The sequence below is a fragment of the Hymenobacter ginkgonis genome (genome assembly GCF_009755225.1).
Classification (GTDB): domain Bacteria; phylum Bacteroidota; class Bacteroidia; order Cytophagales; family Hymenobacteraceae; genus Hymenobacter; species Hymenobacter ginkgonis.
In genome coordinates this window covers 408603-433890 of the sequence record NZ_WQKZ01000002.1, presented here as the reverse complement: position 1 = coordinate 433890, position 25288 = coordinate 408603, and the positions used below count along the sequence as shown (strand labels likewise).

28 protein-coding genes are annotated in these 25288 nt (G+C 59.6%); 14 read left to right on the top strand and 14 right to left on the bottom strand.

The genetic code is table 11. The annotated features are described in order from the left end of the window. Positions 1 to 17: 17 nt before the first annotated feature. Positions 18 to 1181, bottom strand: a complete 1164-nt coding sequence (locus tag GO988_RS07670) for a BT_3928 family protein (protein ID WP_157563854.1) — start codon at positions 1179 to 1181, stop codon at positions 18 to 20. Positions 1182 to 1239: 58 nt separating this feature from the next. Further along, on the bottom strand, positions 1240 to 1788 hold the full coding sequence (locus GO988_RS07665) for a DUF1599 domain-containing protein (protein WP_157563852.1): 549 nt from the start codon (positions 1786 to 1788) through the stop codon (positions 1240 to 1242). A gap of 205 nt (positions 1789 to 1993) precedes the next feature. Between GO988_RS07665 and folP the strand changes: the two genes are divergently transcribed. Further along, the gene (folP, locus tag GO988_RS07660) at positions 1994 to 2911 is read left to right on the top strand and encodes a dihydropteroate synthase (RefSeq protein WP_157563849.1); all 918 of its coding nucleotides are present in this window, start codon (positions 1994 to 1996) and stop codon (positions 2909 to 2911) included. A gap of 113 nt (positions 2912 to 3024) precedes the next feature. Further along, positions 3025 to 3834 carry a diadenylate cyclase CdaA gene (gene cdaA / locus GO988_RS07655; RefSeq protein ID WP_157563847.1) on the top strand — a complete coding sequence of 270 codons (810 nt, stop codon included), beginning with the start codon at positions 3025 to 3027 and terminating at the stop codon, positions 3832 to 3834. Here cdaA and GO988_RS07650 read toward each other — a convergent pair. Further along, the gene (locus GO988_RS07650) at positions 3823 to 4245 is read right to left on the bottom strand and encodes an STAS domain-containing protein (protein ID WP_198172571.1); all 423 of its coding nucleotides are present in this window, start codon (positions 4243 to 4245) and stop codon (positions 3823 to 3825) included. The genes cdaA and GO988_RS07650 overlap by 12 nt on opposite strands. Positions 4246 to 4607: 362 nt before the next feature. On the opposite strand from GO988_RS07650, the gene GO988_RS07645 reads away from it, so the two are divergent. Then, on the top strand, positions 4608 to 4922 hold the full coding sequence (locus tag GO988_RS07645; protein WP_157563842.1) for a KGG domain-containing protein: 315 nt from the start codon (positions 4608 to 4610) through the stop codon (positions 4920 to 4922). Between the two features lie 77 nt (positions 4923 to 4999). Here the strand turns inward: GO988_RS07645 and GO988_RS07640 are convergent, their stop codons facing one another. Next, complete coding sequence (locus tag GO988_RS07640) at positions 5000 to 5665, bottom strand: response regulator (protein ID WP_157563840.1); 666 nt, start codon at positions 5663 to 5665, stop codon at positions 5000 to 5002. A gap of 439 nt (positions 5666 to 6104) precedes the next feature. Here GO988_RS07640 and GO988_RS07635 point away from each other — a divergent pair, with 439 nt between their 5' ends. After that, positions 6105 to 6467 carry a hypothetical protein gene (locus GO988_RS07635; RefSeq protein WP_157563837.1) on the top strand — a complete coding sequence of 121 codons (363 nt, stop codon included), beginning with the start codon at positions 6105 to 6107 and terminating at the stop codon, positions 6465 to 6467. 137 nt (positions 6468 to 6604) lie between these two features. On the opposite strand, the gene kbl is transcribed toward GO988_RS07635, so the two are convergent. Beyond that, positions 6605 to 7858: a glycine C-acetyltransferase gene (kbl, locus tag GO988_RS07630; RefSeq protein ID WP_157563835.1), complete on the bottom strand. Its 1254-nt coding sequence runs from the start codon at positions 7856 to 7858 to the stop codon at positions 6605 to 6607. Positions 7859 to 7998: 140 nt separating this feature from the next. Here kbl and GO988_RS07625 point away from each other — a divergent pair, with 140 nt between their 5' ends. Together GO988_RS07625 and GO988_RS07620 are read left to right on the top strand one after the other, a co-directional pair. Continuing rightward, positions 7999 to 8991, top strand: a complete 993-nt coding sequence (locus GO988_RS07625) for an NAD-dependent epimerase/dehydratase family protein (protein WP_157563832.1) — start codon at positions 7999 to 8001, stop codon at positions 8989 to 8991. 371 nt (positions 8992 to 9362) lie between these two features. After that, positions 9363 to 10397: a hypothetical protein gene (locus GO988_RS07620; RefSeq protein ID WP_157563830.1), complete on the top strand. Its 1035-nt coding sequence runs from the start codon at positions 9363 to 9365 to the stop codon at positions 10395 to 10397. Positions 10398 to 10461: 64 nt separating this feature from the next. On the opposite strand, the gene GO988_RS07615 is transcribed toward GO988_RS07620, so the two are convergent. Together GO988_RS07615 and GO988_RS07610 are read right to left on the bottom strand one after the other, a co-directional pair. Further along, positions 10462 to 11688 carry an MFS transporter gene (locus GO988_RS07615; protein ID WP_157563828.1) on the bottom strand — a complete coding sequence of 409 codons (1227 nt, stop codon included), beginning with the start codon at positions 11686 to 11688 and terminating at the stop codon, positions 10462 to 10464. Between the two features lie 90 nt (positions 11689 to 11778). Continuing rightward, complete coding sequence (locus GO988_RS07610; protein WP_157563826.1) at positions 11779 to 12552, bottom strand: DUF475 domain-containing protein; 774 nt, start codon at positions 12550 to 12552, stop codon at positions 11779 to 11781. Positions 12553 to 12692: 140 nt separating this feature from the next. Here GO988_RS07610 and GO988_RS07605 point away from each other — a divergent pair, with 140 nt between their 5' ends. From GO988_RS07605 to GO988_RS07590, 4 genes are all read left to right on the top strand, one after another. Beyond that, complete coding sequence (locus GO988_RS07605; RefSeq protein WP_157563823.1) at positions 12693 to 13448, top strand: DUF3891 family protein; 756 nt, start codon at positions 12693 to 12695, stop codon at positions 13446 to 13448. Positions 13449 to 13619: 171 nt separating this feature from the next. After that, positions 13620 to 14588: a YihY/virulence factor BrkB family protein gene (locus tag GO988_RS07600; protein ID WP_157563821.1), complete on the top strand. Its 969-nt coding sequence runs from the start codon at positions 13620 to 13622 to the stop codon at positions 14586 to 14588. 212 nt (positions 14589 to 14800) lie between these two features. Further along, the gene (locus tag GO988_RS07595; RefSeq protein ID WP_157563819.1) at positions 14801 to 15706 is read left to right on the top strand and encodes a hypothetical protein; all 906 of its coding nucleotides are present in this window, start codon (positions 14801 to 14803) and stop codon (positions 15704 to 15706) included. Positions 15707 to 15778: 72 nt separating this feature from the next. Next, positions 15779 to 16462: a hypothetical protein gene (locus tag GO988_RS07590; RefSeq protein ID WP_157563817.1), complete on the top strand. Its 684-nt coding sequence runs from the start codon at positions 15779 to 15781 to the stop codon at positions 16460 to 16462. Here GO988_RS07590 and rlmN read toward each other — a convergent pair. The 3 genes from rlmN to GO988_RS07575 are packed head-to-tail and all read right to left on the bottom strand — an operon-like array spanning position 16459 to position 18502. Then, the gene (gene rlmN, locus GO988_RS07585; RefSeq protein ID WP_157563815.1) at positions 16459 to 17535 is read right to left on the bottom strand and encodes a 23S rRNA (adenine(2503)-C(2))-methyltransferase RlmN; all 1077 of its coding nucleotides are present in this window, start codon (positions 17533 to 17535) and stop codon (positions 16459 to 16461) included. The two genes, GO988_RS07590 and rlmN, sit on opposite strands and share 4 nt — an antisense overlap. 57 nt (positions 17536 to 17592) lie before the next feature. Then, positions 17593 to 18021, bottom strand: coding sequence for an energy transducer TonB (locus GO988_RS07580; RefSeq protein ID WP_157563813.1), 429 nt, complete (start codon positions 18019 to 18021; stop codon positions 17593 to 17595). A gap of 43 nt (positions 18022 to 18064) precedes the next feature. Then, positions 18065 to 18502, bottom strand: a complete 438-nt coding sequence (locus GO988_RS07575; RefSeq protein ID WP_157563811.1) for a thioesterase family protein — start codon at positions 18500 to 18502, stop codon at positions 18065 to 18067. A gap of 61 nt (positions 18503 to 18563) precedes the next feature. On the opposite strand from GO988_RS07575, the gene mnmD reads away from it, so the two are divergent. From mnmD to GO988_RS07555, 4 genes are read left to right on the top strand one after another with little or no spacing between them, the layout of a single operon-like run. Then, positions 18564 to 19262: a tRNA (5-methylaminomethyl-2-thiouridine)(34)-methyltransferase MnmD gene (gene mnmD / locus GO988_RS07570; RefSeq protein WP_232341440.1), complete on the top strand. Its 699-nt coding sequence runs from the start codon at positions 18564 to 18566 to the stop codon at positions 19260 to 19262. A 28-nt stretch (positions 19263 to 19290) separates the two neighbouring features. Beyond that, positions 19291 to 19587, top strand: a complete 297-nt coding sequence (locus GO988_RS07565) for a hypothetical protein (protein WP_157563808.1) — start codon at positions 19291 to 19293, stop codon at positions 19585 to 19587. Continuing rightward, positions 19577 to 20839 carry a DUF2157 domain-containing protein gene (locus tag GO988_RS07560; RefSeq protein WP_157563806.1) on the top strand — a complete coding sequence of 421 codons (1263 nt, stop codon included), beginning with the start codon at positions 19577 to 19579 and terminating at the stop codon, positions 20837 to 20839. Before GO988_RS07565 ends, GO988_RS07560 begins: the two co-directional genes overlap by 11 nt. After that, positions 20839 to 21369: a GDYXXLXY domain-containing protein gene (locus GO988_RS07555; RefSeq protein ID WP_157563804.1), complete on the top strand. Its 531-nt coding sequence runs from the start codon at positions 20839 to 20841 to the stop codon at positions 21367 to 21369. Before GO988_RS07560 ends, GO988_RS07555 begins: the two co-directional genes overlap by 1 nt. On the opposite strand, the gene GO988_RS07550 is transcribed toward GO988_RS07555, so the two are convergent. The 4 genes from GO988_RS07550 to bshC all read right to left on the bottom strand — a co-directional run bounded on the left by GO988_RS07550 (position 21366) and on the right by bshC (position 25211). Further along, positions 21366 to 21914: an ExbD/TolR family protein gene (locus GO988_RS07550; protein WP_157563803.1), complete on the bottom strand. Its 549-nt coding sequence runs from the start codon at positions 21912 to 21914 to the stop codon at positions 21366 to 21368. The genes GO988_RS07555 and GO988_RS07550 overlap by 4 nt on opposite strands. Positions 21915 to 22004: 90 nt before the next feature. After that, positions 22005 to 22601: a 5-formyltetrahydrofolate cyclo-ligase gene (locus tag GO988_RS07545; protein ID WP_157563800.1), complete on the bottom strand. Its 597-nt coding sequence runs from the start codon at positions 22599 to 22601 to the stop codon at positions 22005 to 22007. A 20-nt stretch (positions 22602 to 22621) separates the two neighbouring features. Next, positions 22622 to 23488 (bottom strand): carboxypeptidase-like regulatory domain-containing protein, encoded by an 867-nt coding sequence (locus GO988_RS07540; protein WP_157563798.1) that lies wholly within the window; start codon positions 23486 to 23488, stop codon positions 22622 to 22624. Between the two features lie 100 nt (positions 23489 to 23588). Beyond that, positions 23589 to 25211 carry a bacillithiol biosynthesis cysteine-adding enzyme BshC gene (bshC, locus tag GO988_RS07535; RefSeq protein WP_157563796.1) on the bottom strand — a complete coding sequence of 541 codons (1623 nt, stop codon included), beginning with the start codon at positions 25209 to 25211 and terminating at the stop codon, positions 23589 to 23591. Positions 25212 to 25288: the final 77 nt, after the last annotated feature.

Sequence of the window (25288 nt, the reverse complement as noted above, 5' to 3'; positions counted from 1 at the left end):
TAGGCTCAAGCAGGCCTTTATTGCAGCGCCTTCTCGACTTGGTAGAGCGCCGGAATATCGTGGTAGTGGTACTTGGCCATCACGGTGCCATTGTTGAGCAGCAGCAGGCCGGGGTTCGAGCGGATGACAGACTTAAGCACCGTGGCATCGGCGAAATAAAAGGGGGTAGCCAGGTTCACGTCGTGGCGGAAGGAATCGAACTTGCCAGCGCTGGTGCTGGTGATGGTCAGCACCTCGATTTTCTTGCGCGACTGGGCCGCCTCCGCAAATAATTTGTTGAGCTGCTCGAAGCGGTCGCGGTCCGTCTTGTTGGTGTTTTGCACGATGAGAAGCAGCTTCTTACCCGTGAGTACTTGCTTGGTAACGTCGTTGCCTTCCCCATCGGTAATGACGAAATCGGTGATGAGGGGCTTCGACTTTTCGGGGTTGAGCACGGCCATCGACTGGTATTTCCAAGTCGTATCGGTTGGAAACTGCTCGGCCTGCATCGTTTGGCCGTTGCGCACGAAAGTGTATTGGTAGCGCGGCGGCTCGGCGGGCTTCATCAGCTGCGGAATGTTGTTGCCCACTTTATAGGGCAAAAAGTCGAAGTACGGCAGGTGCCCCAGCGCCCGCACGCCAATGCCAATGGCCAGCGCGCCCACAAACGTCATGGCCATGAGGCCCGGCGTGCCACGCACAAAGGAGTGCCGCAAAAACCGCTGCCCCCTAAACACTACCCCCCACAAAACGAGCAGGAACAGGTCTTTCGCAAACGACGTCCAGGGTGTGAGCTTGATGAAATCGCCGAAGCAGCCGCAGTCCGTTACTTTGTTGAACGCCGCCGAGTAAAAGGTTAGAAAGCCAAAAAACACCAGCAGCCCCAGCAGCGTCAGCAGCGTTTGGCGCAGGTACCAGCGCAGCAGCAGCGCCGCGCCCACTATCACTTCCAGCGAGCTAAGGGCCACGCTCAAAAAGCGGCTGGCATTGTGAAGCGGCTCAAACAGCCAGCTCATAAAGGGCACATCGGTGGCAAATACCTCGAAGTATTCTTCTAGCTTATAAGCCGTGCCCACCGGGTCGTTGAGCTTAACGAGGCCCGAAAAAATAAACAACAAGCCCAGCAGCAGCCAGCACACCCGCGTGAGCAAGCGAAGCAGGTGCGGGGCAGCCGGGACCGGGGCGGCGGAAGGAGTGGGCATACAAAAAGACTGACTAGAACGATACGCAAACGGAATACGGAAAGCGGGGCGCCGCCGCCTAAACTACGGCGGCCGCTTCCTCTCGCAAAATGAGGGCGAATACGGCGTAATTCAGCATGTCGCGGTAGCCGCCCTCTACCCCCTCGCTCACGGTGGGGCCGCTGGCCAAGTCTTCGAGCTGCTTGATGCGGTGCAATTTCATGAGGATGAGGTCGGTGATGCTGCTCACACGCATCTGGCGCCAGGCCTCGCCATAGTCGTGGTTTTTGGCCAGCAGCAGCTCGCGGTTGGCTTGCGCCTCGTAGTCATAGGCGGCGGCCACCTCGGCCACGGGCAGGTCGAGGGGCGCACCGGGGGGTAGGCGCAGCTGCATCAGGGCAATAAGGCAGTAGTTGATGATGGCCACAAACTCCTCGTCGATGCCATCGGCTATTTTCTGCACGCCCGTTTCCTGAATAGTGCGAATGCGATTGGCCTTAATAAAAATCTGGTCCGTGACCGACGGCAGGCGCAGGATGCGCCACGCCGTGCCGTAGTCGTGGGTTTTGGCCAGAAATAGCTGGCGGCAGCGGCTCAGGATGAGGTCGTAGTGCGCAGGAGTATCCAAAGGAGGTCAGAGGAGAAGAGCTAGAACGTCGTGCTGAACCCCGCGCGGCAGCTCGCCAGGGCCGTTGAAAGCCTGTGCAAAGAGGCGAGCGAGCTGCTGCGCGAAGCGCAGCATGACGTTCTGGTAAGAAAGCAAAACCCCCGCAAGTTCGCCCGCAACGCCGGATATTTAGCCCACCGCTCTCCCTACCCCACCCGCCCATTTCATGCCCCCTACCCCCCTCACCCTGCTCGAACCTCTGCACCGCCAACACGTTACCCACTCGCTGCTGAGCCCCCACGGCCGGCTGCTCGACCTGCGCCAGCCCCAGGTAATGGGCATCCTCAACATCACGCCCGACTCGTTCTACGCCGGCTCGCGCCTCGGCCCTGCCACCGAGGCCGAAGTGCTGGCCCGCGCCGAAGCCATGCTGGCGGCCGGCGCCACCGCGCTCGATGTGGGCGGCTACAGCTCGCGCCCCGGTGCCGACGACATCAGCCCCGCCGAAGAAAAGCGCCGCTTGCTGCCCGCCCTGGCGGCGCTGCGCCGCGCGTTTCCGCAGGCCTTCCTCAGCGTCGATACCTTCAGGGCCGAGGTGGCCGCCGAGGCCGTGGCCACCGGCGCCGACTTAGTAAACGATATCGGCGGCGGCACCCTCGATGCCGACATGCTGGCCACCGTGGCCCGCCTGCGGGTGCCCTACTGCCTCATGCACACCAAAGGCACGCCCCAAACCATGCGCAGCCTCGCCCACTACGAGGAAGACTTGGTGCTGACCATCTTGCGTTTCTTTCGCGACCAGCTGGCGGCCCTGCGCACGGCCAACGGCGGCCAGCCCCTGCGGGATGTGCTGCTCGACCCTGGCTTCGGCTTTGCCAAAACCCCAACCCACAACCACGAGCTGCTGCGCCGCCTACCCGAGCTAGCCCCACTGGGCCACGGCTTGCTGGTGGGCCTCTCGCGCAAGGCCATGGTGTACAAGCCCTTGGGCCTGGCGCCCGAAGCGGCGCTCAATGGCACTACGGCCCTGCACATGCTGGCCTTGCAAGGTGGGGCGCGGCTGTTGCGCGTGCACGACGTGCCCGAGGCCCGGCAAACGGTACTACTCTTTCAAAATACCTTTGATATACTGATTACTGGTTAATTATCAATGGTTAATAACGAATGCTGGGCTTCTTGCTACCTCCAGCTACTTGGTACTCAAGAAGAATGTAGTAAAGGTTGCCATTAATCATTGAATAAATTAACCATTAGCTGATGAACCTTCCCTACCCCCTTTATTTTCTGCACGTAGGGCTGGCCGATGTAGCCGATGTACTGCTCGTAACCGGGCTGCTCTACCAGCTCTACAAGCTGCTGCGCGGCTCGGTGGCCCTCAACGTGGCGCTGGGCCTGCTGAGCCTCTACCTGGTTTATATCCTGGTGAATGCGCTGGGCTTGGGGCTGCTGTCCAGCATTTTGGGCGAGTTTGCGAGCGTGGGTGTGTTGGCCAGCATCATCTTGTTTCAGCAAGAAATCCGGCGGTTTTTGCTTAATGTGGGCAAGGTGGCCCTCGAAGGCGGCAGCGGCGTAGGCGGCTGGTGGCGCCGCCCCAGCCGGCAGCCCAATGCCCTCGATGTGGCGCCCTACCTGGAAGCCGCCAAAAGCTTGGCCGCCAAAGAAACCGGCGCCCTTATTTGCTTTACCCTGGCCTCCGACCTTAGCAGCTATGCCGAGTCGGGCGACCACCTCGATGCTGCCGCTAGCAAGCGCTTGCTACTGGCTATTTTCAATAAAACCTCGCCCCTGCACGATGGCGCCGTGATAGTGGCGCAGGGCCGGCTGCGCGCCGCCCGCTGCATCTTGCCCGTAAGCCAAAACCCGGAGGTGCCCGCTGCCCTGGGCTTGCGCCACCGCGCAGCGCTGGGTCTCAGCGAGGCCACCGATGCGGTAGTGCTGGTAGTAAGCGAAGAAACCGGGCAAATTAGCCTGGTGCACCACGGCGAAATTTACCGGGGCCTGGCCCCAGCCGAACTCAAAAGCCGCCTACAAGCCTGGCTGCTGGCCGGGCCCCAGCTACCAAGCTAGCTGGGCGGGGGCATCGCTGGCAAGGGTCGGCAGCAAAAAGCGCGGGCCTCGAAAGCCATCGGCGGGCAGCAGGTTCAGCATCGAATTCAGGCCACTGGCAGCCAGCTGCGCGAGCATGGAGGTGGCTAGCCCGCACCAGTGCAGGGTAGTGCCCGCGGCGCGCAAGCGGGTATCGGCCTTAAGCAGGGCGCGCTGGCCCAGCCACGTTAGGGAGTGTAGCTGTTGGCAATCGACCCACACTTGGGTCGGGTGGCTATCGAGGAGTTGGTTGAGGGCTTTGTCGAGGTGGTTGGCGTCGGCCGCGGTGGCGCAGTCGCCGCGCAGGCTTAGGCCCATGTGCCCTTGGTAGCTACCCAAATGAATGGTGAGCGTACGCATGGGCAGAATAAGCAGAAAGAAAGAATCGGCCATCGGATAACTCTGCTAACTGTACTTCGCAAAGGTATACGCTAGAAGGGCAATTATGAAAAAATTAACCGGCTGATTAACAGCGTAGAAATACCTGTTTTTAGTTGCGTATTTTCCGCAGTTAGGTGGGTTGGCGCGGAAGCCGAAAAGAATGCCTTATGGTCGAGCTACGTGTTTTCCGCAAGTGTAGTGGTTTACCCGTAGCACTGGGCTACAAATGCGCAACAGGTGCTCCGTATAAGTCGGTAATTATTCTGAAAATAAGGCATTTATCAAGTGTAGTTGCGGTGCACCCTCTACTTTAGACTGCCAGAAGGCAACCACTGCCAACTACCAGGTCATTTTCTCTTCTCTTACCTCATATTATGGAAACTGCTCGCTCAACTTCTCACTCCCAGGCAAACGCACCGCTCGGAGCTGCCCGCCTTGGCTCGGCCACTAAAGCCACTGCCAAAACCCGCCCCGCCGCTCGCATCGGCGACGGCAGCCGCACCAGCCGCCGGGGCTTTGCCAGCATGGACCCCGCCGAGCAGCGCCGCATTGCCAGCGAAGGTGGCAAGGCATCGCACGCTAGTGGCCAGGGCCACAAATGGACGCCCGAAGAAGCCCGTGCGGCCGGCCGCAAAGGGGGCCTTACTAGCCGCCGCGGCCCCAGCCGCCAGCCCACGGCCAGCAAATAGCCACTCTACCCCCCGTAAAAAAGCCGGCCCCCAGAATCTGGGGGCCGGCTTTTTTACGGGGGGTAGGGCTTAGGTGCCTACGTGAGCAGGCCCTGTATCATGGCCAGCTTGATGAGGGCGGCGGTGTTTTTGGTTTGGGTTTTTTCCAGGATATTCTGGCGGTGGGTTTCGATGGTGCGCTTGCTAGTAAAGAGCTTTTCGGCAATCTCGTTGGTTGTCATGCCCTCAGCCAGCAAGTGCAGTACCTCGGTTTCGCGGCGCGACAGGTGGCCCCCCTTCAGAGGCACTTCGAGGGCACCGGGCAGCAGAGCAGGCTCTTCGGCTTTGGTAAGCACTTTGCGCAGCATACTCAAGCCCAGGTCGCTGCACAAAAAATACTTGCCCGCGGCCACCATCTGAATAGCGCCCAGAATTTCGGGTTTGTCGGCGCTCTTGAGTACGTAGCCCAAGGCTCCCGCTTCGAAAAGCTGCCCGATGTAGCGTTCGTGAGACAGCATGGAAAGGATGAGCACCCGCACGTGCGGAAATTCGGCCTGCAAGCGCAGGGTAGTAGCTAGGCCATCGAGCACGGGCATGTTGATGTCGAGCAGCACCACATCAGCAGGGGTAGTGGGCAGCTGGTCGAGCAGCTCTTGCCCATTGCTGGCCTCGCCTACTACCTCAATGTTCGGTTCGGCCGCTAGCAGCGCCCGAATGCCATCGCGCACGATGGCGTGGTCATCAACTAAGAATATGCGACTCATACAGAGTAAGTTACCAGATATAATAGAAATAACGCGCGCAAAAAAATAATTCTACAGACCGATATATAAGCAGCGCATCAACAAATTACGACACAGGATTAGCCAAACCAAGCGTTGCAAAACTCCACTTCTGGTGGCTATGGGGCCATGCGCTGCGGCTAAGCTGGCTCGGTGGCCCACCCGAGCAGCACAGCCAGCGGGCCTGCTTGGGCGGGTTGGCAGGCCCAAGCACGTAGAAACTACTTGGTTGGTGCTGCGCGCTGCTCAGTAAGGGAGAAAGGCCGGTCCTATCAATACTTCTTGATGGAAGGTTCTGCACAGCGATTAGGGGCTAGCTAGGCAGCTGGCCGGCCCGGCCCTACCCCTCGCCATAACCCTGAGGCGCAACCGCCGTTTAAGCCAATGTAATTAGCTCAAACCTCCCAATAAATTTAGTGTTATGAAAATCGAAGTTGCAAAAGGCGAAGAAAAAGGTTTCCTGCCCGATGGCCGCTACACGGTCGAAATTACCGCCATCGAAGAAGGTGTGAGCGAGCACCAGCAAGTGCCGTTTTTTGCGGCCCGCATGGAAAGCGAAGAAGGCTACGTTACGCAGCGCTTCTACAATTCCGAGGCGGGCCATCCTATTATTTTGCAGTTGTATGCGGCCGTCGGCATCAAGCCCGAAGCCGGCAAAGCCCTCGATACCAAGCAGCTCATCGGCAAGCACTTGTCGGTAGAAGTAAGCGACCACACCTACGCCGATGCCGCTACCGGCAACGAGCGCAGCATTCGGCAAGCCACGGGCTTCCGTGCCGCCTAGGGGGTAGAAGGCTACAGTCCGTCATGCTGAGCGCAGCGAAGCATCTCTACCGAGTCGTTGGGATAGTAATCCGGCAATTCAGTAGAGATGCTGCTGCGCTCAGCATGACGGGCTTTTTAGGGCTTACTTCGGGCTGCTTACGGCGTGTTTTGCACCACCTGTGGGCCGGTGGGGGCGGCTGCGGCGGCTGCCAAATTCTTGATGGTACCAAGCTCGTGGCCAACCTTTTGGAAAGCGCCAATTGCCTTGTCGAGCTGCGCTCGGGTATGCGCCGCGCTCAACTGCACCCGAATGCGGGCCTTGCCCTGTGGCACCACGGGGTAGTAAAAACCAACCACGTAAATGCCCTCGTCGAGCATTTTGGCGGCAAACTCCTGGGCCAACTTGGCCTCGTAGAGCATGACGGGCACAATGGGGTGCTCGCCGGGCGTGATGTCGAAGCCGGCCGCCGTCATCTGCTGGCGGAAGTAGGTGGTGTTCTCCTCCAGCTGGTCGCGCAGGGCGGTGCTCTCGGTCAGCAGTTCCAGCACGCGCAGGCTGGCGCCCACAATGGCCGGCGCTAAGGTATTGGAAAACAAGTAGGGACGCGAGCGCTGGCGCAGCATCTCAATAATTTCTTTGCGCCCCGAGGTGAAGCCGCCCATGGCCCCACCCAGCGCCTTGCCCAGCGTGCCCGTAATGATGTCGACGCGGCCCATCACGTCGCGGTACTCGTGGGTGCCGCGGCCAGTTTTGCCCAAAAAGCCCATCGAGTGGCACTCGTCTACCATCACCAACGCCTGATACTTATCGGCCAGGTCGCAGATTTTGTCGAGCTGCGCGATGGTGCCATCCATCGAAAATGAGCCGTCGGTAACGATGATGCGGTGGCGCGTGCCCTTGGCCACGGCGTCTTGCAACTGCTTTTCGAGGTCGGCCATGTCGTTGTGGGCATAGCGGTAGCGCTGGGCCTTGCACAGGCGCACGCCGTCGATGATGCTGGCGTGGTTGAGAGCATCCGAAATAATGGCGTCCTGCTCGTTAAACAGCGGCTCAAACACCCCGCCGTTAGCATCAAAAGCGGCGGCGTAGAGGATGGTATCCTCGGTGCCCAGAAACTCGGCTAGCTTAGCTTCCAGCTCCTTATGAATATCCTGCGTACCGCAGATGAAGCGCACCGACGACATGCCGTAGCCGTGGGTATCGATGGTTTCTTTGGCCGCCTTAATCACCTCCGGGTGCGAGCTGAGACCCAAGTAGTTGTTGGCGCAAAAGTTAAGCACGTCGCCGGCTTCCTGGGTGTCGATTTTAGCGCCTTGGGGCGAAGTAATTACGCGCTCCTTTTTGTAGAGACCGTTGTCTTTTATCTCTTGCAACTGCTGCTGCAAGTCGGTTTGAAGGGTGCCGTACATGGGGTGGGGTAGGAATAAAATCGGTGAATAAGGCAAAGGTCGGCAAGCCAGTGCATACGCCGTCGCAAAACCCCGGCCTTCACCCTGGCCGTATCTTTGCAGCGCTCTTCCCTACCCCCCTCTCACCCTGTCTGCTTTTTATGAATATTTCGCCCAGCGCCCCTACCCCCTCTCGAACACCCGGCACCGTACTTGTGATTGGCGCTTGCGGCCAGCTGGGCCTGGAGCTGACCGCTGCCCTGCGCCAACGCTATGCGCCCGAGCAGGTTATCGCCGCCGATGTGCGCCCCCCGCGCGACCCCGAGGCCCTGGCTGGTGGCCCCTTCGAACTGCTCGACGTATTGGATAAAGACCGCCTAGAGGTGCTGGTGCAGCAGTACCGCCCCACCCAGGTATACCACCTCGCGGCGCTGCTGTCGGCCACGGCCGAGAAAGACCCCATGTTTGCCTGGAAGCTCAATATGGATGGCCTGCTGAACGTGCTGAACCTAGCTGTGCAGTACCAGGTGCCGCAGGTGTATTGGCCCAGCTCCATTGCCGTATTTGGCCCCGACACGCCCCGCGAGCATACCCCGCAACTGACAGTGATGAACCCCAATACGGTGTACGGCATCAGCAAGCTGGCCGGCGAGCAGTGGTGCGAGTGGTACCATCGCCACCACGGCCTCGATGTGCGCAGCCTACGCTACCCCGGCCTCATCGGCTATAAGAGCCTGCCCGGCGGCGGCACCACCGACTACGCCGTGGATATTTACCACAAGGCCGTGGCGGGCGAGGATTTTGAGTGCTTTCTCAAGCCCGATACCTACCTGCCCATGATGTACATGCCCGATGCCCTCAAGGCTACGCTTGACCTCATGCACGCGCCGGCCGAACATATCAGGGTGCGCACCAGCTATAACCTCGGTGCCATGAGCTTCTCGCCCCGCGAAATCGCGGCCGCCATTCAGCAGGAAATGCCCGATTTCCGCGTCAGCTACGCGCCCGATGGCCGCCAGGCCATTGCCGATTCGTGGCCCGCCAGCATCGACGACAGTGCCGCCCGCGCCGATTGGGGCTGGGTGCCAGAATATAACTTAAAAAAGATGACGCAGGACATGCTGGTGCACTTGCGCGAGCCAGTAGCAGTGTAAGCAGGTGGCCAATGCTGGGTAGCTAGAGGAGTATAGGTATTTACCGGTACTTTCGTCTTTCACCCAGCTTATTCCTTGTGCTATTACGCTTATTTGGTGTTCTGTTTCTAGTTATTATAACTACCTATAATGCTTTAGCTCAGGTGTATGAGCCTGGCTATCTAGTTCGCAGTAACGGCGATACGTTGCGGGGTGAAATCGAGAATGGTTTCTGGAATGAGCCACCGACTTTTATTCGATACCGGCTCAGTGCTAGTAGCCCGAGCATATTGTGGCAGCCCCGCCAACTACGAGTAGTAAGCTTTAGCCAGGGACGGTACTTTCGCTATGAAGCCCTTCCTATCGACCACGCCGCCGAAACGCAACTCTCGATGTTGTCCAGAGGGAATCAGCACGATGTGCAGATAGATTCGGTCTTGGCCGAAGTACTCGTGGAAGGTCCCTTCATGCTATGGCGGGTAGCGCGGCCACGGGTGACGCATTTTCTGTTGCGCCGCCCGGGCCAGCCGGTGCTAGAGTTGAGCGAGCGCCGCTACCTGCGCCAAATGCCCAGCGGAGGTTGGGCTATTACGGAAGGCAACGATTACCATGCGCAGCTAGGGCAGTATGTAGGCGACTGCCCAGCTGCTTACCAGGCAGCAGCTACGGCGGCTTTTACAGCCGCAGGCATGGTAGGGGTAGTGCGCGCTTATGATGAAACGTGTGCGCCGGGTCAGGCTCCCTTTCGTAGCTGGCTCGCGCAGGCTACCCCCCGCCGCAAGCAGGCGTTTCAGGCTGGTATAGTGGCTGGTACTCGCTATAATCGTATCGAAAACTTTGCCTACTCTACCAACGGAGCGTGTGCCGACTGCGGCGTGCATCCATTTGGTGGGCTCTATGCCGAGCTAGTGCAGCCCAGCCGCACCACGGCGATTTATGGCGAATTGAGCCTGAGTCCATTTCACAGCAGCAGTGCCCAATTTTTGGGCATAGACAATAGTGGTAACGTCTTTTATAGCTATTTCGACTACCGAGCGTGGCTGGCTACGGCTCGCCTCGGAGTACGCTACTTCGCACCGTTGGCGCACGACCAAGCACTAGTTTTCAGCATAGGCTATGAGTTCAATCGAGTGCTGAGCCCGACCATAACCTCTACCAATGGCTTACCCGTTATACCAGACACTGAGAGTATGGGCTATGCTACGCCCACGCTGTTACCCAATTTCGGGTTGGGCTGGCGCTGGCAACGCCTGACGTTGTTACTCGACGGACAGCTGTATTCTAATAGCAATAGTAGAGGACGGACTGACGCCAGGTTCGTCGACTTTTTCTTTGGCTCCAACTTCGCTGCCCGGCTGGGGGTAGGGTATCGCCTGGGCCATACTTCTGATAACCACACGGCCAAATCCAAGTCAGGAATAGAATAGGGCCAGCTACTAACTTACAGGTGTTGAAATTTGCTGGCTAAAGCCGAGTAGCGCGCCCGCTAAGTCAAGCAGGAGCAGCAAGGCTTGAGGAGGCGCGCCACTGACTTTTTCGCCAAAAAGCAGCTACGACTAGTAGCCCCGCCGTGGCTTGTAGCAGCACCGTGTGCGGCGCGCCCAGGTGGCGCGCAAGCCAGCCTACCAGCAGGCTGCCCAGTGGCTGTATGCCCTGGAAAGCCATCACGTAATAGCTCAGCACGCGGCCGCGCATACGGTCGTCCACGTTGGTTTGCACGAAGGTGTTGGTGCCCGCAATGAAGAGCATCATGCCTGCCCCGCTGAGCGTAATAAACCCTAGGGCTACCCCCAGCTGCGGGCTGCTCGCAAAGCCTAGCAAGCTGCCGCAAAACCCCAGCGCCGCGTAGCTGATGAGCCGCCGCTGGCTACCCCCCGCCGGCCGCGAAGCCAAGTAAAATGCTCCCACCAACGACCCTAGCCCCGACAGGCTATTGAGCCAGCCAAAGGTGCTTGCCGCCCCGTGAAATACATCTTTGGCAAACACCGGCAGCAGCGTGCCAAAAGGCATCACGCAGAAGCTGATGCCAGCCATCAGCCAAATTTGGCGGCGTATACCGGGCACCCCGCGGAGGTAGGTCCAGCCTTCGCGCAGGCCCTCCCAGGCGCCGGGGCGGTGCGTGCGGGCCGGCCGCGGCACGATGCGCATGAGCACCAGCGACCCAATAACGGCCCCAAAGCTGAGCGCATTCACCACAAAGCACGGCCCTGGCCCGAAGTACGTGAGCAGCAGGCCCGCCACGGCTGGGCCCAGCAACCGGGCTAGGTTCACCATTGTCGAGTTGAGCGCGATGGCGTTGGCGAGGTGGGTAGGGTCGTCCACCAGCTCCACAATGAGCGACTGCCGCGCCGGAATATCGAAGGCATTGATGGTGCCCAGCAACAGGCTTAGGCCTGCCACCGCCCAGGTGTTGTAGGAGCCGTTCAGGACCAATCCGGCCAGTAGGCAAGCCTGTACAAATGAGGCTATTTGAGTGGCGAGCAGCACGCGGTAGCGGCTGTAGCGGTCGGCCACGGTGCCGCCATAAGGTGCCAGCACTAGCGTTGGAATCTGGCCCGCGAACATCACTACTCCCAGCAGCACGCTCGAATGCGTGGCCGAGTACACGAGCCAGCTCACGGCCAGTCGTTGCATCCAGGTGCCAATGAGCGACACCGATTGCCCCGCGTAGTACAAACGAAAATTGCGGTGCGCGAGCGAGCGGAAGGCGGTCAGCAAATAGAGGAGAATCCTGCAGTAGAATTCGAAATAGTGAAGAACATTAAAAAAATAGCAGGCTCATCTTGCGGCCCGCAGGCCGCTGGCAGCCTACCCCCCACCCAAGCGGCGGGGCCAGCCCAGCAGCCGAGACGTAAGCAGCGGCACCCCAAACACGGCCACCGTGAGCACGGTCAGGCCCACGTCGGCGGTCTCGCTGCTGAGGAAGGTAGAAAACGGGTGCGCAGGCAGGAAGTGCTCGACCAGCGAAAGCAGCAACTTGAGCCCCAAAATGCCAATGATGACAAACGCCGCCGTTTCCAGAAACGGGTACTTGCCCATGAGCACCACGAAGGCCTGCGCCACCAGCCGCATAGCCAAGATGCCGATAAACACCCCCACGCAAATGAGAATCAAGTTATTGGTGAAAGCCACCACGGCAAATACGTTGTCGATGGAAAAAGCCAAGTCCATCAGCTCGATGAGCGCCACAGTGGCCCAGAACTTCCCCACTAGGCCCAGGGTGCTCTTGTAGAGCCAGCTTTTTTCCTTCTCAATGGCCTCGCCGTCGGCCTCGTCGGGCGCGGGCCCGGCCCGAAAATGGTCCCACACCAAGTACAGCAAATACAAGCCGCCGAGGGGTTTCAAAAACCAAAATTCGATGAGGTAGGACGCAAACAGAATGCACAGGCCCCGAAACACATACGCCCCAAAAATGCCGTAGCGCAACGCTTTTTTGCGCTGCTCGGGGTCGAGGTCGCCGACCATCGTGGCCAGCACGGCCGCATTATCAACCGACAGCAGGCTTTCGATGATAACCAGGTTGCCCACGAGGGCGAGCGCCGCCAGCGGGTTGTCAATAATTTGCTGGATATCTGGAATCATGCCGAGGGGGTAGGGGCCGCAAAACTACGGGAGCCAGCCGCCCGGTCCGCACGGCAGGCGCGCTAACTCGGGCCGCCGCCGGGGCGTATGCACAACCGAGCTGCCCCCAATAAGTGCGGGCGCGGCGCCGTTTTTTTGCGATGATAGTAAACCCAACCCCCACTGGCTGGCAAATAGTTTACCAGCAGGCGCACGCCCTGCTAGCCGCGCAGCTGGCCTGGGCCTGGCCGCCCTTCCTACCCCCCGACCGCTGGGTGGGCCTACTGGCTGCCACGGCCCAGCACGACGACGAGCAGGCCGCTTGGCACGGGCGCGGCGGCCACCATGGCCTCACGCCCGTCGGCGCCCCCGCCAACTTCACCCAGCAGGAGTTTTCGATTGAGCAGGCTGCCGGGGTGCTACACGCGGCGCGCTTCCAGGGGCGCTGGCGCAGCTTGCTTACTAGCCTGCACCTGAGTACGTTGTACGAGCCGCTGCGGGGTAGCCGCCCGGCCACAACCGCTTTTTTGGACGAGCTGCACGCCAGCCAGGCGCGCTGGACGAAGGAGCTGCGCCTCACCAAAACGCAGGTGCGCCAGGCCTACGACCTGCTGCACTGGTGCGACCGGCTCTCGCTCATTCTGTGCCGCCACGAGATGCCGGAGATGGGCCGCGCGGTCGAAATTTATCCGGCGCCACTGGGCCATGGGCACCGCGCCGCGCACGTGGTGCGGCAGCCTGCCGGGCCGGGTACAAAGGTGGTCGTCAGCCCGTGGCCGTTTGCGGCTAATGAGCTGGCCGTAAGCGTAGAAGCTCAGCAGTTGCAGCAGTTACAATTTCGGGACGATGCCGCGCTGGCCGCCGCGCTGCACCAAAGCCCCATTGAAACGTTAAGCTGGACGCTTCGCGCAGAGTAGGTTATTTTTTTGAACATTTTTCGGGCAAAAAACTGCCGCCGCCGTATTCAAGCTGGGGCCGCCTTTAGGTGCCAGGCCCTACCCGCCTACCCCTCCCCGCACAACGGAGGGGTAGGCGCGCCCAGCCGCCCGCCTGTTGGGCAGGGGTACCGCACTTTTTTTGCTGATGCAATGGCTCAATACAAATTCTCTGATATTCTGGCGATTCTCAAGTCGTCGGCCTCTGAGTTTAGTACCAACAACTCCTTCCGGCACGCCGCGGCGCTGTCGTACTACACCATTTTTTCGCTGCCGCCGCTGCTGCTCATCGTCATCACCACGGCCAGCGCCGTGTATGGCGGCGATGCGCTAACGGGCCAAATTTATGGCCAGCTCAAAGGCTTGGTGGGGGCCGATTCGGCGGCGTTTCTGCAAGAAAGTATTGCCAAATTCACCTTGCAGCAAAAGAGTGGGCTCGCCACTGTTATTGGCCTTGGTACGCTGATTTTTGCGGCTACTACCTTCTTCGTAACGCTGCAAGAAAGCATCAACGATATCTGGAACCTGAAGGTGAAAACCGAGGGTATTGGCATTGGGCAGTATTTGCAGCAGCGGCTGCTCTCGTTTGGCCTCATTCTGAGCGTGGCGCTACTCTTACTTATCTCCTTTGTAGTCAGCGCTGTACTGAGCGTATTTACGGGTTGGTTGCAGCGGCACATCCCGGAGGCAGGCGTAATCGCCATTCGCATCGTCGATTTTAGCCTCTCGCTAATTGTTACTACCCTGCTTTTTGCGCTCATCTACCGGTTCTTGCCCGATGCTATTATTCGCTGGCGCGATGTAGGCATTGGGGCCTTTATCACGGCAGTACTGTTTATTATCGGCAAGTACTTGATTTCCTTTTACATATCGAAGGCTAACCCCGGTTCGGCGTTCGGGGCGGCGGGCTCGGCCATTGTGCTACTGGTCTGGGTCAACTATTCTTCGCTCATTATCTTCTTCGGCGCCGAGTTTACCCAAGAGTTCGCCGATGCCTTTGGCCAGCGGGTACAGCCCAAGATTCACGCCGTGCGCATTGAGGTGCGCGAGGTGCCCAAAGGCGAGTCGGAAGGCGAAAAAGCTACCGGTCGCCCCCCAAGTGAGGGTCGCTGGCAGGGGTAGGGATAGCGGATTGAAAGTCAGGTAGAAAACTGATAATTTTCAGGATAACGTATTGATTTACAATAGTGTAAACCCTTGTTTTGTTGTTTAGGCGTTGGCTAAAACGTGTTTAGCTAAAGTCTGTATTTCAGGTAATTATAGTTGCAACTACCTCGTTGCCTCTTCGCATCTTTACAACAGTAGTGACCCACATTGCCACTGCTGCTGATTAGATGCGTCTATTTTTACTATCGGTGGGGTGTTGGATGGTAATAGCAGGGTCGGCGTGGGCGCAGCAGCCGGCTTTGCCGGGCGCACCACAACCCACTACTCTCCCTACCTCAGCGCTCATTGGTCCGGGCACGGAAGTTATTGGGCAGACGTACAGCGTGGAGCTGCGCTCGGGAACCAGCTTTTTAGGCACGCTGCGAGCGGCTACCAGCCTCGACCTCACCTTCGATACCAAGGACCTGGGAGTGGTGACGGTACAGCGCGCCAACCTGCGTCAGCTAGTGCCAATTAGTGCCGAGCAGGCCCGGCGCGGCTATGATGACGTAGGCAATGGCACCCGCTTATTTTTTGCCCCTACCGCCCGCAACCTACGCCGGGGCGAAGGCTACGTGCAAGACATCGACGTGTACCTAGTAGGTGCCAACTACGGCATTACCAACAATATATCGGTTGGGGTACTCGTGCCTATTATACCGGGCCTAGGGCTGAATGTCTTTGCCGTTACCCCCAAAGTGAGCGTGCCCGTCACCGAGAAGTTTAGTGTGGGCGCCGGCCTGCTCTACGCCAATGCCTTCGGCTACGGGGCAGGCATTGGCTACGGCGTAGCGACCTACGGCACCGCCGATACCAACCTTACGGCCGGGCTGGGCTATGCCTTCGCCCGGGGCGAAACCAGCAGCACGCCGGTGGTAGTACTGGGCGGGGCCGTGCGCGTGTCGCGCCGGTTTTTTCTCATCGACGAAACGTATATCGTTGGGCAAGGAATTGGCGGCTTGCTGGGCGCGCGCGTTGCCGCGGCCCGTGCTAGTGGCAGCCTAGGGCTGCTCTATGCTACTGACCTCGGCGGCATCTACCCGGCTTACCTGGAGTTTGCTTATCGCTTTGGAAAAGTGGTGCCCAAGCGCTAGCCCCGAAGGTCGCGTACCGTAACAGTATAATAGCTGTTAGGCCTGGTGCTACTTATAGTGCTACACTTATATTTGACCGATATTTTTCTTTTTTATTTCTTTAAACGCATGCTTCGTAAATATACATTTCTGATTTTTAGTTTATTAACTATAGAAGCGCAGTGGGCCTTAGCCCAAACCAAAGAGGTTGTCAAGGAGCAATTATCGGCCGATATGTGCACATGCCTTACTAAGAAAACGGCCGTCACGAAACCCGAAACAATGGCGAAAAGCCAAATTCAGCAGGTTTTTGTGGCGTGCTTCGGGGGTGTGGCGGGTAAAAATATGAACATAATTAAACAAGCTTATGGCCAAGAGGCCCTTAGCAATAAGGTGACCATGCGCACGATGGGCGAGGAAGTAGGAGCCTTATTGGTGCAAGACTGCCCTGCGTCGATGGGCTATTTTATGGCAATGGCCGATAAGGAAGACGCTACCAAATCGACGGCCGCAACCACGGGTCAAACAGTCGGCAAAATCGGTACCCTGAGCAAACCAGGTACAGGGATAGCGTTGCTGGAAATTCAAGCTAATAAAGCCGAAAAATCGTACTTTACTTGGATACGGCAGTTCGACAAAGCAGATGAGCTGCTACGCAAGCTACCACAGCTACAAGGTCAGCAGGCGCGGGTATCCTGGGAAGAAGTAGAAATACTGCAACCCGACACGCAGCAATACCAGAAAGTGCGCGAAATAACGAGTATCGAACTGCTCTAAAGTGCCGCTTCAGCCTTTTCCTTATTCGCGAGCTGGCCGCAAGCAGCGTCAATGTCCTTGCCCCGCGAGCGGCGGATGTTGGTTTGCACGCCGCGGTCGGCCAGGTACTTATGGAAGGCCGTGATTTTGTCGGCCTCGGCATTCTGGTAAGCAGCGTTCTCGATGGGGTTGTACTCGATGAGGTTAATCTTGCAAGGTAGCCATTTCGAGATGGTATACAACTCGGCAGCATCCTCCAGGCCATCGTTAAAGTTCTCGAATACAATGTATTCGTAAGTAACCTTGCGACCCGTTTTCTGGTGATAGTACTGCAAAGCGTCTTTGAGCGCTGCCAGCGAATTAGCCTCGTTGATGGGCATAATCTCGTTGCGCTTCACGTCGTTGGGCGCATGCAGGCTCAGGGCGAGGTTAGCTTTAATGTCGTCATCGGCCAGCTTCTTTATCATCTTGGCAATGCCGGCGGTGCTGATGGTGATGCGGCGCGGGGCCATGTTCAGGCCGTCGGGCGCGGTGATGCGGCGCACACTTTCCACCACGTTGGCGTAGTTGAGCAGCGGCTCGCCCATGCCCATGTACACGATGTTGGTGAGCGGCGTGCCGTACTGCGCCTCGCACTGCTCTCGAATGCGCACCACTTGGTCATAAATCTCGGCCGCGTCGAGGTTGCGCTTGCGGTCCATGTAGCCGGTAGCGCAAAACTTGCAGGTGAGCGAGCAGCCTACCTGCGACGAAATGCAGGCCGTCATGCGCGTGTCGTGCGGAATGAGCACGCCCTCCACGATGTTGCCGTCGTGCAGTCGGAACGCCGACTTGATGGTGCCATCGTTCGAGAGCTGCTGGTTTTGCACCGCCACCCCGTTGATGACAAAGTGCCGAGCGAGCAACTCGCGGGTGCTCAGCGAGATATTGTTCATTTCCTCGAACGAGCCGGCTGTGTTTTTCCACAGCCACTCCGTCACCTGCTTGGCGCGAAACGGCTTTTCGCCGTGCTCCACCATGAACGCCTTGAGGTCGTCGGGTGAGGTTTTGCGGATGTCGCGTTTAGCGGGGGCGAGTTCGAGTTCGAGCAGCATAAGTACAAAGATACAAACAGCCAATGCGTTGGGTTCCCATTGAGAAGGACGACATCGCTACTTTATCGGTTGATGCTTGGCCCGCCAGTTAAATCTTACTGGAACAGTCATGTAGGTAGCAACAGGTTTGCCCGCTTGTGCAAGCGGCTCAAATGGGGGTAATTTCCGCACCGCCAGCAGGGCCGCAACATCACAATCATATTGCAGGCTTTCGGCAATACGTGCATCTTTCACCACGCCGTCGGGCATGACTGTGAAACTGACGAACACCCAGCCGTCTATATGCTGGTCATAAATAACTTGCCACGGACGGACGATTCGTTGCTGGATTGCTTCCGAAAGGGTCACTTGCTTACCGTTGCTCAGTAGGTACGGCCATCCTGGGGGTGGAGGCACATTATTTTGGGCGGCACTGGGCAAGGCCGTCACGAAGCCTAGGCTACCTAAAAGCGTTATCCTGGTAACTGCTTGTAAGATAGAAGCCATATTGAGGAATAAATCAGTAAATTTTCTAATTATTAGAACGTGGCTAGTAGGTAGTTGGTGGGCTAAGATACCCTGCAAGCTCCGCCGGTAGCCCTCGCAGCTTGCGCGTGTTATAATCAAACGCCAGCATCCCGGTTTTGGCGCGGGCTACTTCCTTGCCTGCCTGGTTTTTGACTTGATAGACCATATCAAAGCCGTACTTGCCCACATCCGCGGCGCCCAGGTCGAGGTGCAGCACGTCGCCGTAGAAGGCTTCGGCCTTGTACTCGATGGCCACGTCGGCCATGATGAACCCCAACTTGGTAGCCGGGTCAAACTCGCTCACGCCCAAGTGCGCCAGCCCTTGCACCCGCGCCTCGTGCAGGATGCTCAGCAGCGCATCGTTGCCGAGGTGCGCGCCGTAATTGAGGTCCGTGATGCGCACAGGCACCGCGGTGCGGAAGAAAAACGCGGGGGGTAGGGCTATTTTTACGCGGGCCATGGTTTCAAGAAACAGTTAATTAACCGCCGAAAAGCGTAAGCGAATGAGCAGTGAGCAATTTTTGGAAAGCCCAAAAGTAGAGGTGCGCGCCACGGCCGATGGCTCGCCCACGCTCTACGTGCCGGCCCTCGACGAGCATTACCACTCGCGCCACGGCGCGGCGCAGGAGTCGCGCCACGTGTTTCTGGCGGCGGGCTTGGCGGCGGTGATGGCGGCGGGCTTGGGCCAGCCGGGCCAGCTACCCCTGCGGCTGCTGGAGGTGGGGCTGGGCACGGGGCTTAACGCTTTGCTAACCTTAGCTGCTGCCCAGCAAGCCGGGGTGGCCGTAGCCTACGACGGCTACGAAACCGTGCCCCTACCCCCCGCCACGGTCGCCGCCCTGGCGCCACAGTGGGCCGCCGACCCGGCGCTTAGCCGCGCGTTTGCGCAGTTGCACGCCGCACCCTGGGGCGAGGCCGACGACTTAGCGCCCGGTTTTAGCCTGACCAAAATACAGGCGCCGGTGCAGGCGGCTAGTTTGCCGGCCGGCTATTACAACCTATTTTATTTCGACGCCTTCGCCCCCGAAAAGCAGCCCGAGCTGTGGACGGCAGAAGTATTTGCCACGCTCTACGCGGCCGCCGCACCCGGCGCGGTGCTGGTGAGCTACTGCGCCCAGGGCCAGTTTCGGCGCAACCTGCGGGCGGCGGGCTGGCTCACCGAAAAGCTGCCCGGCCCCCCCGGCAAGCGTGAGATGACCCGCGCCCGCAAGCCTGCGTAAAGCGATAATAATCACTAATTTATCCCTTATGCCCACCGACTCAACCATCGAGATATATTGCCCCCACTGCCACTGGGAACCCGATGGCGGAGCACATTGGCAGTGCCGCTGCGGGCACGTGTGGGATACCTTTGAAACGGCCGGCACGTGCCCGCAGTGCCACTACCGCTGGCGTGTGACGACGTGCCCGCCCAAGCCGGGCGGCTGCGGTGTTACCTCGCCCCACATCGACTGGTACCACGGCCTCGATGCGTTGGTAGAAGAACTGGTGGAAGCCGCACTGCACGCACCGGCGGCCGTATGTTGCCCTCAGCATGAGTCGTAAATTTCTCGAAACCGAAAGCCCCGCTTGGGTCACCGAAGGCCTCATCACCGAAGCCCAGCGCGCGCGCCTGCTAGCTCGCTACCCCCCCGAAGCGGTGCAAGCTGTGGGCCTGCTGCCGCTGCTGGGTAGCATCTTAGTGGGCCTGAGTGCGCTGAGCGTGGTAGCTGCCAATTGGCAGTCGCTACCCACCACTATGCGGCTGGGGCTGCTGCTGGGCAGCTTACTGGCTGCCTACACGGGCGGCGAATATTTTTTGCGGCGCGGCAACCGGCGCCTGGGCCATGGCTTGCTAGGGCTGGGGCTAGTCGCGTTTGGCACCAGCATTATCCTCACCAGCCAGCTGTACCAGCTAGTGGGCTACGATGTGAGTGGCCTGCTGGCCTGGGTGGTAGCGGGGGTACTGCTAAGTTATTTATATGACAGCCAGCCGTTGACGTTGCTGCCAATACTCATCGGGGCTGCTGTGCAAACCTATTGTACCCAGGCCTTGGGCACGTTTAGCTACGCCACCATGGGGCTAGTGGCGCTGGGCAGCGGCTACCGCTGGTGGCGGCGCCCCGATACGCTAGTGGCTTCGCTGCTGGCCATTGGGCTGCTGTGGCAGGCGGCGCTGTGGGTCGCGCTTTCGCACGCCAAAATCACTTGGTTTTTCATTCCGGCCATGCTCATTTACGCGGCCGGCGACTGGCACCGCGACCGCCCAGGGGCCCGCGCGCTGCAAAGCCCCCCGCTGGTAGCGGCCTACCTGTTTGCGCTGGGCCTGGCACTGTTTGGCGAAACCGACCAGTACGCCGGGTTGCTGCGCCCGCCAGTGCTAGCCTACCTGGGTGCATTGGCGGCGGTATTGGCCATCTCGGTGGGGGGGAAGCGGATGCAGGGCCGGCTATCGTCTTTGCCCGACTGGCTGCTGTTGCTGCCCGGGTTTTACCTGCCGGGTGGGCTGCCGCTGGCTATTGCTACGCTGGTGGTGCTTTACGCCCACGCCGGCTCGATGCTGGCCCGCGCCCACCGCTCGGGCAATGCCGAGCAACTGACGCTGGGCGCCGTGCTGTTCATTGTGGCCACCATGGTGGCGTATTTCAAGCTCACGTGGGCATTCTTGGATAAGTCGCTGTTTTTCCTAATTGGGGGCGTCTTATTGCTCAGCTTGAGCTGGTACCTGCGCCGCCGCAACGCCCAGCGCCTAGCCGCCAGCGTGGCTGCCGTGGCGGTGGCCCCGCTGCCTACTCCTGAAAACGGCCTCGACAACTAATGCAGACGCGCTCGAACCCCTCGCACCGGCTGTTGCTGCGGCTGCTGGTAGCCGCCCAAGTGCTTTATGTGCTAGGCGTGGCCGGCGCCGGCTACGCCACCACGGCTTATGGCCAGCATATTACACTGGCAACTAGCCCCGTAGACCTGCACAGTTTGCAGTACGAAAGCTTCGTGCGCCTGCACTACACCGCCGCCGAGGTGCCCCTCACGGCCTGGCGCAGCCCTACCCCCCCCCGGCGGCGCCAGGCCGTGTACGTGCTGCTCGCCACTGGCCCCGACAGCCTTGCCACCGTGGCCGGCGTGTACGAGGCTACCCCCCACCCCGCTGCCGGCCAAGCCGTGTTGCGCGGTTGGGTTACCGAGGTGTATGCCCGTAGCCTGGGCCTGCGCTACAACCTAGAGCGCTACTACGTGCCCGGCAGTAGCCCCTTGCGGCTGGGCAAAACCAGCCCGCCGCTGCGCGTGCAGGTCAGCATTGCGCCCTGGGGCCAAGCCCGCATCGAGTCGGTGCGGCTGCTAAAACCCTAGCGCTGCTCGGCGGCAGGTAGCAACTGGCGGTCAGCGGCGCTTAGCTCGGTGAGGACGTATTTTTTCTGGTCCGTAAGGTTCATTTCGTCCAAAATATCCACCATATCCTGGTATTTGGCGTGCGGGCCGGCTTTGATAAGCACCACTGGCTCGGGCCGCTGGCTGCGCCGCGCCAGCAACACCCGCCGGATGCCGCGGGCGCTAAAATCGGTGGTGTGCAGCATGGGCACGGGCACGCTGGCATCGGCTGGGGCGTGCAGCCCAAAGTAATAGTACACCCGGTGGGCCGTGCCTAGCACAATAGTCAGGGCCTGCGAGTGCCCTATTTCTGTGAGGTGGTTCGGGTCACGCACCGGCATTGTGAGCTGCATCACGCGGGGTTTGGCGAAGGTGGTGGTGAGCATAAAAAACGTCAGCAGCAGGAAAGCCAAGTCTACCATTGGCGTCATGTCGAGCCGAAAAGTATGCTTACGGGCACGCGGTTTTTTGCCAGCTTTGGCTTGCGCTGACCTTTGGTTGGGGACAGATTGTTCAATGGCAGCCATACGAAACAAGGGGGGTAGGGAGGGCCCGCTGCCCGCGCCGTGCCTCTGCCCGGCGCTACCAAAGGCAACAGCTACCCTCTTGATGCGCCTTCACCCAAAATTCCACACTCGGCTCGGCGTAAGGCAGGCGTGCAGCGCTACATCCGTCGGCAGCACGTCGGCAATGGCTGCTACCGGGGCCTCATCCAGGATATTCAGCCCAATAAAAACTGCCTTGGGCTGGCACTGCGCCAAAAACCGGTCGTAGAACCCGCCGCCGTAGCCTACGCGCTGGCCCTGCTGGTCGCAGGCCAGCAGCGGCACCAGCACTGCCTCTAGCTGCGCGGGCGCTACCTCCGTAGTTGGGTCAGCCACTGGTTCTGGAATACCCCAGCGGTTGGCACGAAGCGGAGTGGTAGGAGTTAATTCGTAGTGTCTCAGCGAGATGACATCGGGCTGCACCACGGGTGCCGCCAAGCGCAGCGGCAACGCCTCAGCCCATACGCGGTGGATGAGCGGCCAGGTATCGGGCTCGTTTTTTAAAGCCAGGGGTAGGAAAACGTGCAGCCAGCGCCACTGCCCCACCAAAAAATGCCGAAACAGCTGGTCACACAGCTGCTGGCTGCGCTGGGTTACCTCGGCGCGGCTCAGGGCTTGACGGCGGGGTAGGGCGGCGCGGCGCAAAGCAGCCTTCGTGTAGTGGGTCATCAGCTTGGTAGCGTGCAGGGTTAGTCTTGCACCGTTACAAAAAAGCCTAGCTTGGGCTGCATGCCCGCCAGCACGGCCCCCGCCGAAAGGCGCTCCCAGGCCGCCTGGCTCACGGTGCGGAAGTAAATGTCGTTGTTGGCGTAGCCCAAGCCCGCCGAAAAAGCCAATCCTTGCTGAATTTTGGCGGCATCGGCTCCGCCAATCCACTCGATGGCCAACAGAAAATCCTCCTCCAGAATTATTTTGTCGGCCGCCAAATCAATGGAAATGGGGCCTTTCGTGACGTCGGTATTGAGCACTACTTCGCGGCGCAGCAGCTTTTCATCGGTTGGCTTGCCCTGGGCATCGAGCCGGTACAGATTCAGGCGAAATGTAACCTTGCCCGCCCGGTTAAATGCCACATTAAAATTGGCCGTGAGTACCTTGGAGGGCTTATGCTTGAGGTAGATAACGGTACCCACTTGGGCTCCCAAGTCAGTAGACTTGATGGACATAGTCGCGCTTTCCGAGTTGCCAGTAAAACCCAGCGTCCGCGTCCGCTTAAACAGGTTTTTAGCCTGCACCTGCACTTCGGCCAGGGCTACGGGCGCGCGACTAAGCGCCAGGTTAGGCTGCGTAGCGAGCTGGCGCAGAAGTACGTTCAGCGTGCGGTAGCCGAGGCTGGAAATACGCACCGTATCAGCGGCCAGCTTATCGGGGCAAGCCAGTTGGTACGTGCCCTGCGCGCTCGAAACAGTGCCCAGTGCCTTGGCTACCACGCCAATATTCACAAATGGTAGGGGCTGCCCGGTAATGGCGTCCGTGACGCGGCCGCTGATGGATTGGGCTAGGGTAGTGGCAGGCGCCAGCAAAATCAACAAAAAAGCAACTAGCAGCGAGCGGAGCATGACAGCAAAGAAAAGGCCCAGCGCCGGGGTGGTGCTAGGCCTTAGTAGATGTGGGTAGGTAGCAGGAGGTTGCCCGTAACTAATCTTTTCAAAGGCCAGCCTACCCCTCCTGCACTACGGCAAACTCCAGTTTCAGCGGTTCGAGGCAAGCCAAGAGCTGTTCTATAAAGCTAGGATTATTAATCAAGATGCTGAGCACGTTGTCGGTGCGCTCCTGCAAGCCGCCTTCAGGAAAGAGCTTGTCTTTGAGAGCAGTAAGCTGCGCGTAGGCCGTGTCGTGCTTGGCTTCGGCGGCTTTGCTGAGGCGCTTTTCGAGGCCAGCAAGGCTGCCAGCGGCTTTTTGAGCTTCGGCCGCCACAGTTTTTACCAGCGTGGGGTCGAGGCGCTGGGCCAACTCCTGCACCTGCTGGAAGGTAGCGGCCAGCGCCTGCTGCTGGGCCGCCAGGCTGATTTCCTCTTGCCCCAGTGCAGCACCTACTTGCTTTTTCAACTCGGCCAGCGGCTTAAAAATATCGAACGTGCTCAGGCCCAGTTTCGCTAGCTTGTTGGCATTGGCGCGGCTCAGGTACATGGCCGAGTTGCGGGGCAGCACAAGGGGGTAGGGCACGCCGAGCGCCGCAAACACGTCTTTCAGCTGAAACCAATAGGCCACCTCGGCCCCGCCGCCGATGTAAGCGAGGTTGGGCAATAGAATTTCCTGATACACTGGGCGCAGCACCACGTTGGGGCTAAAGCGCTCGGGCTCAGCGGCGGCCATTGCCATTAGCTCGGCCTGCGAGTGGCAGCGGGCGGTGCCGCGCACCGTTACTTGGGTGCAATCAGCGCCGGGCGTGGCATCGGGTTCCAGGCGTTCGCGCTTGCCTTCGTCGGTAATGAAAAACAGGTTGAGCGGGCGCGAATACACCTGCGGCTTGTAGCCAGCGGCCGTAAGCTGGGCATTGGTAGCCTGCACAGCTTGGTTGGAGAACTGCTCACGCAACTCTTTTTCTAACAAGGGCTTGAGCGCCTGCTTCAAGGCCGGGCGGTCGGCATCAATACACACCAAGCCGTGCTCGCTAAAAAGGCTGGCGGCTAGTCGGCGGGTAGCCTCGCTTAGGGTAGCACTCTGGGTGTAGGCGTCGCGGAAGGCGGCGGGTACTTCGGGCGGCAGCTGGCTCAGCAGCTCGCTGGGCAGGTCAGCGAGGGGTAGGCGGCCCACCGGGCCGCCGAGGCTGGCGCCGCCGGCCGGCCCGGCCCAGCTATACGTTTTACCAAACAGCTGGAAGTGGTTGATTTCGGCAAAATCGTGGTCCTCCGTGGCGAGCCAGTACACCGGTACAAAATCGTAGGTGGGGTAGGCCGCTTTCAGCTCCTGGCTCAGCTTGATAGCCGTAATTATCTTATAGACAAAGTATAGCGGCCCGGTAAATAGATTGAGCTGGTGCCCCGTAGTGACGGTAAACGTGGTGTCGCGGGCCAGCAACTCAAGGTTGGCGGCCACGGCGGGCGGCACCTCGCCGCCTAATTCGGCGTATTGGGCGCGCAGGTCAGCTACCAGCCTTTGCCGCGCCTCGGGGAGGTAGGCAGCTTTTTTCTCCTCTATCTGGGCCTGAAAAGCAGCGAGTTCGGGGAAGCGGTGGTAGAAGGGCGCCAGGGCTGGCTTTTGGGCCAGGTAGTCGGTGAGGAGGCCCGAGAACGCGCCAGTGGCCGCGTAGGGCAGGGTAATACAGTCGGCAGTAGCCATGAGCGCGAAGTGAAAAAGGGAGCGCGAAATTCAGCCCAAAACCCGGCGCGGGCCGAAAGGTTAAAACTCACTTGCCG